Source organism: Lysinibacillus sp. FW301-JW8, from assembly GCF_058788755.1.
The window spans coordinates 59,163-69,455 of record NZ_JBYTBB010000025.1 but is presented as its reverse complement, the minus strand read 5'-3'; the positions used below and the strand labels follow the sequence as shown (position 1 = coordinate 69,455).

15 protein-coding genes are annotated in these 10,293 nt (G+C 34.6%); 13 read left to right on the top strand and 2 right to left on the bottom strand.

All coding sequences use genetic code 11. The features are described from left to right. Positions 1-742 precede the first annotated feature (742 nt). The 6 genes from AC3WOM_RS12095 to AC3WOM_RS12070 all read left to right on the top strand — a co-directional run bounded on the left by AC3WOM_RS12095 (position 743) and on the right by AC3WOM_RS12070 (position 4,164). Complete coding sequence (locus tag AC3WOM_RS12095) at positions 743-1,351, top strand: CPBP family intramembrane glutamic endopeptidase (RefSeq protein WP_492446999.1); 609 nt, start codon at positions 743-745, stop codon at positions 1,349-1,351. Positions 1,352-1,687: 336 nt separating this feature from the next. Beyond that, positions 1,688-1,873 carry a helix-hairpin-helix domain-containing protein gene (locus tag AC3WOM_RS12090; protein WP_492446997.1) on the top strand — a complete coding sequence of 62 codons (186 nt, stop codon included), beginning with the start codon at positions 1,688-1,690 and terminating at the stop codon, positions 1,871-1,873. Beyond that, complete coding sequence (locus AC3WOM_RS12085) at positions 1,866-2,033, top strand: hypothetical protein (RefSeq protein WP_427538020.1); 168 nt, start codon at positions 1,866-1,868, stop codon at positions 2,031-2,033. Before AC3WOM_RS12090 ends, AC3WOM_RS12085 begins: the two co-directional genes overlap by 8 nt. A 9-nt stretch (positions 2,034-2,042) precedes the next feature. Further along, on the top strand, positions 2,043-2,666 hold the full coding sequence (locus tag AC3WOM_RS12080) for a hypothetical protein (protein WP_492446994.1): 624 nt from the start codon (positions 2,043-2,045) through the stop codon (positions 2,664-2,666). Between the two features lie 153 nt (positions 2,667-2,819). Continuing rightward, complete coding sequence (locus tag AC3WOM_RS12075; RefSeq protein ID WP_492446992.1) at positions 2,820-3,338, top strand: RNA polymerase sigma factor; 519 nt, start codon at positions 2,820-2,822, stop codon at positions 3,336-3,338. Continuing rightward, a complete protein-coding gene (locus AC3WOM_RS12070) occupies positions 3,304-4,164 on the top strand; it encodes a hypothetical protein (RefSeq protein ID WP_492446990.1) in 861 nt (286 codons plus the stop codon). The genes AC3WOM_RS12075 and AC3WOM_RS12070 overlap by 35 nt, the downstream gene beginning before the upstream one ends. A 71-nt stretch (positions 4,165-4,235) precedes the next feature. Here AC3WOM_RS12070 and AC3WOM_RS12065 read toward each other — a convergent pair whose 3' ends face one another. Beyond that, positions 4,236-4,733 (bottom strand): DUF1648 domain-containing protein, encoded by a 498-nt coding sequence (locus AC3WOM_RS12065; RefSeq protein WP_492446988.1) that lies wholly within the window; start codon positions 4,731-4,733, stop codon positions 4,236-4,238. A gap of 90 nt (positions 4,734-4,823) precedes the next feature. Between AC3WOM_RS12065 and AC3WOM_RS12060 the strand changes: the two genes are divergently transcribed. Next, positions 4,824-5,564 (top strand): sulfite exporter TauE/SafE family protein, encoded by a 741-nt coding sequence (locus tag AC3WOM_RS12060; RefSeq protein ID WP_492446986.1) that lies wholly within the window; start codon positions 4,824-4,826, stop codon positions 5,562-5,564. Between the two features lie 13 nt (positions 5,565-5,577). Next, positions 5,578-6,513 (top strand): PD-(D/E)XK nuclease family protein, encoded by a 936-nt coding sequence (locus tag AC3WOM_RS12055; protein ID WP_492446984.1) that lies wholly within the window; start codon positions 5,578-5,580, stop codon positions 6,511-6,513. Between the two features lie 35 nt (positions 6,514-6,548). Here the strand turns inward: AC3WOM_RS12055 and AC3WOM_RS12050 are convergent, their stop codons facing one another. Further along, entirely contained in the window at positions 6,549-6,803 is a 255-nt protein-coding gene (locus AC3WOM_RS12050) for a tyrosine-type recombinase/integrase (RefSeq protein ID WP_492446982.1), read from the bottom strand. A 200-nt stretch (positions 6,804-7,003) separates the two neighbouring features. Between AC3WOM_RS12050 and AC3WOM_RS12045 the strand changes: the two genes are divergently transcribed. From AC3WOM_RS12045 to AC3WOM_RS12025, 5 genes are all read left to right on the top strand, one after another. Further along, the gene (locus AC3WOM_RS12045; protein WP_427538048.1) at positions 7,004-7,558 is read left to right on the top strand and encodes a GNAT family N-acetyltransferase; all 555 of its coding nucleotides are present in this window, start codon (positions 7,004-7,006) and stop codon (positions 7,556-7,558) included. A gap of 232 nt (positions 7,559-7,790) precedes the next feature. Continuing rightward, positions 7,791-7,946: a hypothetical protein gene (locus tag AC3WOM_RS12040; protein WP_492446980.1), complete on the top strand. Its 156-nt coding sequence runs from the start codon at positions 7,791-7,793 to the stop codon at positions 7,944-7,946. 223 nt (positions 7,947-8,169) lie between these two features. Beyond that, positions 8,170-8,589: a GNAT family N-acetyltransferase gene (locus tag AC3WOM_RS12035; protein WP_492446978.1), complete on the top strand. Its 420-nt coding sequence runs from the start codon at positions 8,170-8,172 to the stop codon at positions 8,587-8,589. A 229-nt stretch (positions 8,590-8,818) separates the two neighbouring features. Continuing rightward, a complete protein-coding gene (locus AC3WOM_RS12030; protein ID WP_492446976.1) occupies positions 8,819-9,598 on the top strand; it encodes a hypothetical protein in 780 nt (259 codons plus the stop codon). Between the two features lie 332 nt (positions 9,599-9,930). Beyond that, the gene (locus AC3WOM_RS12025; RefSeq protein WP_492446974.1) at positions 9,931-10,074 is read left to right on the top strand and encodes a hypothetical protein; all 144 of its coding nucleotides are present in this window, start codon (positions 9,931-9,933) and stop codon (positions 10,072-10,074) included. The last annotated feature ends 219 nt before the right edge of the window (positions 10,075-10,293 follow it).

Genomic DNA, 10,293 nt, shown 5'->3' with positions numbered 1-10,293 from the left:
TATATTCTTCCCTCAAAAGTAAAGTAAAAGCATGTTACTCACCAACATTAAATGGATAGAATATTGGTACAATTCTATAGCTATTAACCTACATTTTATGCATAAAACTACTTTGTAACTTTACATAAAGTACTGCACTGCTTTCGCATAGAAAAATGTTATCAAAGCCCCATTTTTGCACAATATAATGATGGCTAAGACTTCAAACTTATCACTATACATTAGTGTGAAATGCCAATAGAAAATACGATGAGCAATGGTTGATTGGAGTGTAGACTGAGTGACTCCTCGGGGATTCAGCGTCACAGATGAGACCCTGGAGCGAGCATATTAGGAACGAAGGCTAAAGGCATCACGTCCTGTGATAACGCCTTCGTGACCAACCTCCTGTTGCCCCAAGCGGCTCATCGGACGCCCCCAGGAAGCTTTGCTCTGTGCGAAAGCGAAGCGACAGCAACAAAGCACTCAGTCGGAACGGAGATCAACCCCTCGTTTTGAAAAAGGGCTATATTTTTTAATTTGTCACCTTGATGTCATTGACATAATAGTATTTCAACAACATGCAGCGACTAGTAGATTCTAGTCGCTTTTTTTATGATTAACATTCATTATTTAATTATTAAAATTATTAATTTAATGATTATCGTTAAATTAATATTGATTTTCTCTCAGCTGTTTTATATGCTTAACATAAAGAAATAACCACGATTGATAAAAAACTTAAAAGCAGGAGGAAAAAATAATGATTATTAATAGTGCAATCAGTGCCATTATTCAAGTTATTTTATTTTCAGTAATACCATTAAGTTGGTGGTTTTTCACAGCAAGAAAGAAACAATCATTTTTATCATGGATCGGTATTAAAAAACCTGTCATCGAGAATAAAGGAAATTATTTTGTATGGTTTTTACTCACGATTTTTTTATTATTCGTACCGTCTTACTTAGTCGTCTTTTTTTATATAGACAGCTCACTTTTAGCATCAAATCGTTTTGCAGGACTTGGCTTTACTGCGATTATCCCCGCACTTCTCTACGCAATTATCCAAACAGGCTTGTCAGAGGAACTGCTTTTTAGAGGCTTTTTATTAAAAAGATTTGCACATACATTTGGTTTTCAGATAGGAAATATTGTGCAAAGCTTACTATTTGGTAGTATTCATGGATGGATGCTATTTTCTGTTATTCCTTTTGAAGTTGTTGTGTTAGTTGTGATTGTAACGGGATTAGCTGGTTATTTAATGGGGTGGATCAATGAAAAAAATTCCAATGGCTCCTTAATCACGAGCTGGTGTATCCACAGCGTGGGCAATCTGATTGTTTCCGTCTTCGCTATGTTTAACGTAATTTAGAGTTCTGGTATGTGATTATTTAAGATAGGTTTACAACTTGACCGTTTACACGATTAGCAGCCCTAATCACCTAGCTAATTTGCATTTCATCCTTATCAATTGCATAATAGCTTAGAGGTGTTAGGAATGAAATTTATCGAACAAATTGTGAAGGCGTGCTTGATTATCGGTTTAGTTTTAATGGGAGGGCGTATTCTTACCGTAATACTCCACTACTTTCATATAGCGTTTACTTCTTTTTTTGTTGATTATCATGTTGCATCCATAGTTATACTATTGATAGGAATTATAGGTACAGAGATATTTAACAGTCGAAAAAGGAAGGGGCGAGCATAAATGACAGAATGGCCAAAGGGTGTAGCGAAGCCTGCTATACGAGCATTAAATGCAGCAGGGTTTACACAATTAGAGCAATTGCAAAAGATAGATTTATCAACATTAAAGCATTTACATGGTATGGGTCCGAAAGCGCTGGCGGCTATTGAAGCAGCATTGAAAGAGAGTAGGATACAAGATGAATAAGCTGACTTTATTTTTGCTGGCGATGGTCGTTTATTATATTTTGGTGGTCTTCATCATTAGTAAGTTATTTATCATTCCGATTATGAAGTTTATGGCACTTATATTCTTCATTGGCGCTGGCTATATCTTTTCCCGAAAAATGCGAAGGAAACTACAGTAGGAGGAATATATGAAGCTTGTAAAACTTACCCTTTTTTATCTAGCTATTATTATACTTGCAATGACGCTATCACTGGCAGGCGTTCGTCTATCAATCTCACTTGCTATATTTGCGCTTATTGTACTAGCGATCATATATAGACATATACATATTTTATATCGAACAAATAATATGCAGTTGGTGGATAAGCTTGTGAAAGATCGCAAAAAGGAGCCATTCTTTGCTTATCTTTATGCAGTAGCTTATGAAACAAAGGAAGATCAGCTACACTCATTAGATGTGGTTATTCAGAAACATAAGCAGCCAGCAGTGAAGTATAATTATATTTTTGTAAAGGCAATCATGGAAGAGAATTTAGCGGAAGCAAAAGATGCAGCTGATAAAATAAACAAAGAGCCATTAGCATGCTATGCAAAATGTTATATCGCTGCTCTTGAAGAGCGAACAGCAGATATGCGAAGTGCTAAGCTTACACAGCCATGGATGCAGCCGGCGATTGAAGCAATTTATGCCTATACCATAAAGAATGAAGCCTTGTTTCAACAGAATCAGCAAGAAAGCATTGATCTGGCACGAGGTGTACAAAAATATGCATTAATCCATTCGTTTAAAGAGATGCAAAAGAATATGTAATAAATTCTAGGCTACTTGACGCTAATTGGCATCAAGTAGCTTATTTTTTCTTGCAAAAAAATAATGGTAATTTACAAATTATGCTGTCTGCTTCGTCTAATATAGTGAAGCTTAAAAAATGCAGCAGGAAAGCGGTATAAGAGAGGTGAAAAGATGGAATTTGATGAATTATATGAACAATATTTTCAACGCATTTATCAATTTATTTATTATATGGTTTCAGATCCTGGTTTAGCAGAGGATTTAACACAGGAAACATTTCTTCGGGTTTTTAAAGGGCAATTTCGAAACGAAGCTGCTTTAAGTACGTATATCAGAAAAATCGCACGAAATATTGTTTATGATACGTATAGAAAAAAGGCGTTGATTAAATGGCTCCCATTTCAAAAAAGTCATGAGGAACGGGAGACACATTATGTGCCACATGACTGGATTGTCCAGTCTGAAGAACGTCGACTGCTATATGAAGCCATCCAATTATTAAAGCCGGCGTATCGTGAAGTAGTGATATACAGAAAAATTGAAGAACTGACATTGGCTGAAACTTGTGAAATTTTAGGATGGTCTACAGTAAAAGTAGCGAATACACAGCGAAATGCACTAAAAGAATTAGAGAAAATATTGGGAGGTGACGAATTTGGATTTGTACAATCGACTAAAGAAACTCAATAATTTACCAGAGGATCAGGCTGTAAAGTCGCGTATTTATGAGCGTATTCAGCACAAGAAGAAAAAAGGGTTAACGATCTGGAAGGAAGGCGTTTTACTATTAACAATGGCTGTGATTGCTCTATTTTTAATCCTATTACCACAAAATTCTTCATTACCACAGAGCGCCAATCAATCTATTCAAACGATTTATAAGTATTTTGGAGGAGAAGAAGGGAAATTCTTTGCTCGAAGTTCTGACTTGTATACATCTGTTGAAAGGGTTAACGATAGAAAAATCTATAACTTTTTTCAAGATCTTACACATTATGTTGAAGAGGGAGATGGTAGGCTAGGTGATTATATTACAGATGTAGTCGTTGTAAGGGATCATCAGGAGGAGCACTACCAGATTTCTGATACAGGTATGCTAAATATTGATAGTGGGCAGTTTTTTGTGGGAACATCAGATATGTATGAGGAAGTATTTCAATTATTATATAGTGTAAATACAAAACCGTGGATATTTATTCTTCCCCTTGTCGTCATCATAGTCAATTTATTTTCAGCCTACTACTATAAACGGCATAAATTAGATAATGATAAACCACCTAAACCAAAATGGTGGCTGCTACTATTATTCCTCTCAGTAACTTTCGGTATTTTTGCTTGGGCAACTTGGGTGGGCCCTTTATATAAGCCCTTGATGCTTGTGCTCGCCGTTTTATATGGTGTCATCATTTGGTATAACCTTAAACGAGACATCCAGCATTATGCTATCTATAAAGTAGAAACCATAAAAATCAGTATTATTACTGTTGCACTTGTTTTTATGATTATGAACTATTAATCCTAGTAATATCAAAAACACCTTTTGTTGAAGTACATCAACAATGAAGGTGTTTTTTCAATGGTAAACTGTTAAATTTTTTTTCCTAGTAAAACACCACGTATGATGCCTACGATAAATATCAGGCTTAATAAAACTAGAAAAAGGTAGGCATGCCATTGCTGTAAAATACGATCATGGCCTAATGCAACTGTTAAGTCGTTGAAAAGTGAATACGTAAAGTACAGTAAGATACTATTTTTAATGAGACAAAACGTCAAAATTCCATTTTGTCTCTGACCATGGGAAAGAGTTGGTTTATTTTTACGTAAAACTGGATAAGCAGCCCTGACCTCTAAGTAATGTAGTAGCAAAAATAGCATAAGTGCAATAAAAGGTAAGTAAAAAATAGCAATTTTTGGACCAAACTGGGCATGTTCACTTGTAAAGCTTTGTAAAACGGGTATAGAACCTGGGAGCTTATGATATTGGATAAGCGTTGCAGTCACACCCGCAAGAAATATAGTGCCGACAATCCATGTTAGCTGCATACAAAAACGTGGCGTAGGTGTTTTTTGCTGCTCGTTCATTGATTCACCTCGTTTTTCGTCATTCAAAATAGCATTCTGTTATACTGTATCATAGAATGACATCATGTGTGGTACAGAAAGAAGGATTACATGGAATACTTATTGTTTTTAAGCATTGGAATTGCTGGTAACGTCATTGGGACATTGGTCGGGGGTGGGGGATTGATTACTCTGCCAACCATGATGTTAATGGGAGTACCTGTCCATTCAGCGATTGGCGCTAATAAGGTGTCTAATATGGTAAGTGCTTTTTCCAGTTTTTATACGATTTATAGAAGAAAAGAATTGGCCTGGGCAGAAATGCGATCCGTTTTACTTGTGTCGCTGATTGGTGGGACACTTGGAGGCTTATTTGCATCATTAATGAGCAGTCAGTCCTTGACGCTTATCGCCATTATTTTATTAGGGTTTGCATTGATTATGTCATTTATCGGTGGGGCTGATTTTGGCGAAAGAGAATACTTTATTATGAATCGTAAAAATGGTCCAATTCTGCTGGCTGTTGGTTTTTATGATGGAATGTTTGGTCCAGGAAGTAGTACACTGGCACTTTATACATATGCACATGAGAAACTATCTTATATAAAAGCGGTAGGGCTGTCACGTGTCGGTGTTTTTGCGATGTGCTCTGGCGCAGCGATTACGTATATAGCGACAGGAAAAATCGAATGGCCACTAACACTTATTTTAATGATTGGATCAACTATTGGCGCACAGATTGGTATTGTCCTTGCTCGAAAGGTCAATGCCAAACAAGTAAAGCTTTTGCTACGTGTTGTAACTATTGTTTTAATAATACAGCTCGTCTATGATTTTATGAAACAGCTCTAAGGAGGTGCTTAATATGTTTGACATCACACCATATCCAACTTTTTCGTGGTCACTCTCCCGGCATAAAACGTTAACCAGCTGTGCACGAAAATATGGCTATGACTATTATTTTTCACATAATGGCTGGCTAAGCTACAATGTAGAACCCTTTCATCAACATGTCTATCGCCTAAAAAAGCTACAATCCATGCCGATTTTATTTGGGCAAATTGTCCACCGATATATCGAGCAGGCAATTAATGATTATTTACAAACAGGAAAGGCGCCAACTGTAGAGGAGCTGATACATTGGGCACGAGGTCAGCTTAATGCAGCTTTTATTGACTCCACACGCCATTCTGAATTATGGAGACAAAAGCCTACAAAATATTATATGATGCAGGAAATCTACTATACTGGTAAGCTGAATCCTGAGCTTGTTCAGGACTATAAAGAACGTTTACAGCTTATCTTTAACCATTTTTTGATGAGTGAAACATTCCAGCAAATCACAACACAAAAGGGCTCTCTACGCATTGGTGAGCCTGAACAATTCCGCTCCATGAAAATGGACAATATCCAAGTATTTGTCGTGATGGACTTCCATTACTTTGATGAACTTACGGATAAGTGGGTGATTGTCGATTGGAAGACGGGTGGAGAGTCTGACGATGATCGTCAGCAATTAGCGCTCTATGCCTATTATGTACAACAAAAATACCGTGTATCACTTGAGCAAATCGAGGTATATAACGAATATTTATTAACAGGAAAACGTAAGAAATATGTATTTACTGACATCGATATGGATAATATTTTGTATACATTTCAGCGCAGTGTCTTAGAAATGAAGAAGTACCAAGCCGATATTTTTTCGAATGAGCCGCTAAATCTCGAGGACTTTGAACAAACGCTTGAAAAATGGCATTGCCGCGGGTGTAATTTTCGGGAATTATGTGATGAAAAATAAGTTAAGAATTGAGCAAGTGATCAAAAAGTGACCAATCAATTTAAATCATCAAAATGGTCGCTTGCATCATTTTTATCCTTCTTTGTTAAATGACTAAATGTGTTGATTGTCATTTTTATATCAAAGTGACCTAGTTGCTCCTGTATGATCTTAAAATTTACATTCCGACTGACCATAAATGAGGCGTAAGAATGTCGTAAAGTATGAAAATTCAACTTTGGTAGCTGTACTTTACAATGATTCTTCTTGAAGTAAAGTATATTGAAGAGTATTCGTGCACAGAAATTCATTTGGAAGGTCTTGCTATCTATATAAATCGTTTACTCAAAGATTAGGTATAACTAATAGAACTTTTGATTTAAAAGATATAATTTATCTGAGATAGTTCGCTATATGTTAGCGAACTTTTTTTGCAGGTAAATGGAAAAATTGTGATAATATTGTTATAAATTTGCGAGTAATTAGAAATATAAATTGGGGAGACAGAGAAATGAAAACAAGGGAATTACCGAAAATCCAATTAAGAGAATTAACTCTTTATGACGTTGAAGACCGTTATCAATGGTGTTTAGACAAGGAAGTAACAAAGCATTTAAATTTGCCAGAGAGGTATCCGCCTTTTAGTAGAGAAGAAACTGAAAAATGGATTGAAATGTGCATAAACAAGACAAATGGATATGAACAAAAAGCCATCGTCACAGGAGAGGGAAAACATATTGGCTGGATTGATATAAAAAATATCGACAAGTTAAACAAACACGCTGAATTAGGGATTGCAATAGGGGATAAAAACTATTGGGGCAAAGGTTTTGGTCTTGCTGCGATGGAAGAAATGCTTTTATGGGGATTTAACGAATTAGGGCTAAATAAAATTTGGCTCAGAGTTGAAGTGGATAATGAAAAAGCTATCAAATCTTATAAACGTATGGGATATGCAGAAGAAGGTATTTTAAGACAAGACAGATTAAGAAATGGAGAATTTATTGACCGACTTCGTATGAGTATTTTGAAAGGCGAGTTTCTTCAAAAGGAGCAGATAAAATGAAAAATAAACCTGAACCAATAGAAGCAGCCTTTTAGTTTATTGAAATACATTTTCCTAATTGTCAGGGAGCTATTTTAGCTGGGAGTGTTGTTCGTGGACAACTCTTAGCTATTTTTTATGTTATTTACAATGTAAATAGCATTTTTCTCTCCCAAAACGGAACCCGTTATATTGCTGTACAGGTTTTTAAATTAAAGCATAGAAACAAAGATGAAGGTTAGGAGGGATTTTATTGAATGATAAGAAAGTTGGAATACTATTCACCTTTATATTCGGTAGTTTAACCCTTTTAATTGTGTTTATTTTATTGTTTTTTTCGTTTTTTGGTGAAGAAATACTAGAATTCTTTAAAGATGGTTTTTCAGAGGATTATTTAACTGTATTTTAATTTTAGAATGCAAAATGAATAGCTTATAAGACCGCTTAACAATAAGTGGTTTTTTTGTTTAGTCAATTAATCTGTAGTGAATACCATAAATAAACCGATTCTGACCAACTGTTCATTGGATTGAACTATTATGGTTAGTTTAGTGAAAGAAATAAGATTTTGATTTCATATTAAATGTAGATGGGATTTATGTTATATTTTAATAGAATTGGAGAGTGATATTATGAATATTAGAGAAGCAAGTGAAGTAGATTATCCTGATTTAAGACGCATTTATCTGGAATCACGCCGCAAAAACTTCCATTGGGAAAATGCAGAGGAATTGACATTAGAAGATTTTGATAATGATACAGAAGAAGATTATGTAATTTTAGTTGAGGAAGACGGTGAAATTCTGGGGTTTACGGCACTATACTTAGCAGATAATTTTATACATTGTCTTTTTGTTGACCCTACTTGCTCTGGTAAGGGTGTTGGTGGTTTATTATTGAATGCCTCCATAGATAAAATGAATACACCATTAAGTTTGAAGTGTGTATCTGAAAATTATAAGGCACTCAAATTCTATGAAAATAAGGGTTGGAAGAAAGTTGTTGAAGAAGGGAAACCTGGAGAAAAGTATTGGGTTTTGGAATACAAATAATTAATGAATACTTGATTTATTAATTGATTCAAAACTAATAGATACTATAAAGAACGAGTGGTTATTTGTGTTTGCTTTAGCTTGGTGAGGTACAAGAATTAAGGAGAATTTATATTAAAGGTGAAATACTCTGAAATTATTGATTTTTTACATCGCTATATTTCCATTAAAATCACTAGTATATTCAGATATTAATTTTTCTTAAATTTAACTGAGTAGGAGGAGAATCATGAAAAAATTATTTATTGTGTTACTAGCAGCATTTGTATTTGCAGTAGTAAATCCAATAAAATCAGAAGCAAAAGTGATGTATGATGGAGCAGAAGTTGTAAAAGGGCAAACCGGAAAAATGACCTTTAAAAAAGATATCAAGGTATACAAGAAAAATTCAGATGGTACGTTTGATTCGTTGATGGTTAAGCGCAATAATTTCTTTAAAACGTATGATATTGAGAAATATGATGGCAAAACATTTTATCAAATGGGGCAATATCGGGTACAAGCAACGGATTTGGTAGTTTTCAAAGAAGTACCAATCGATATCCGTACATCTTTCTATAACAATCCGGCATTGGTCATGATTAATCATCTTGGTGTTGAAAATCCTGGATATCCATATTCCTACATCAAATATGGTGAGTATTTAAAAGTTGGAAAACGTGAAGAGGTTTGTACTCCAGCATTATTACTAGTTTCTATTGAGAAGGGCAAATTATATCGCCATTATTGTGCAGGAGATATTGAAGGAGGACCAGTAATTAATACCGGTATTCTTGATAGCACCGAAATTCGAATTTTTGAAAAGATAACAAGAAATGAAGGATCCTATATATTAACAGAAGATACAGAGATATACAATGGTCCGGTGATAACAAGATACTCTAGAAAAGAGTTGAAGGGAACTGTCTTTTATTCACCAGGAATTGAGATCAATGGTTATTTGATGGTGGGAGATAAGAATTTTGATTTTGTTCCAGCAAATCTATTAAAGCCAGTTGTAGATAAGTGATAGATTATGAATTATATATAGCTCTCTTATTTATTTGATAAGGGGGCTATTTTTATGTTTGGTTGACATACAGATAGGATAAATGCTTATTAGAGTACCCTAGTTAAATAAATCGTAATAATGGCACTTCTTCTAGATTTAACTTGAAACAATGTGAAGGTATTTTTTAGTATTAATTCATTCCAATGAGTCAACAAACTTGGAGGACTTTAAAACCTCTAAAAATGACATGTAGAAGCAATAAATATTGAAAGAAGAATTTGCTTTTTTCATCAACTTGTATTAAATTATATTAAGCTATTAATTGATAATGAGAGAGGAGGCAAAAAGCCATGGAAACTGTTTTCAGAAGAATTGCAACTGAAGTAAAAACATATTTACAACTAGGTGATTTACTGTTAAAGGGACCAGTCTGTATTTTTTTTAGTAAACTTCATATAGAAAATAGCCGGAAGCTTTTTGCCTTTGTATTATAAAAATTAGAACTTTTAATGTTTGCGCATTATACAAAGCCATGATTAGACGCCGGATTTGATGGCGTCTTTTTGTGTTCTACAGAAGAAGGATTGGGATGGACACAATGATGAGATGTTTGTCACAAAGATTATTGTAATCCCTCCATATAACAGTGTTAGAAAGGGTGAGACTTGTTGTTTAAAAAACTTAGACAATTTAGGAATGTTTCAGTGTGCTAT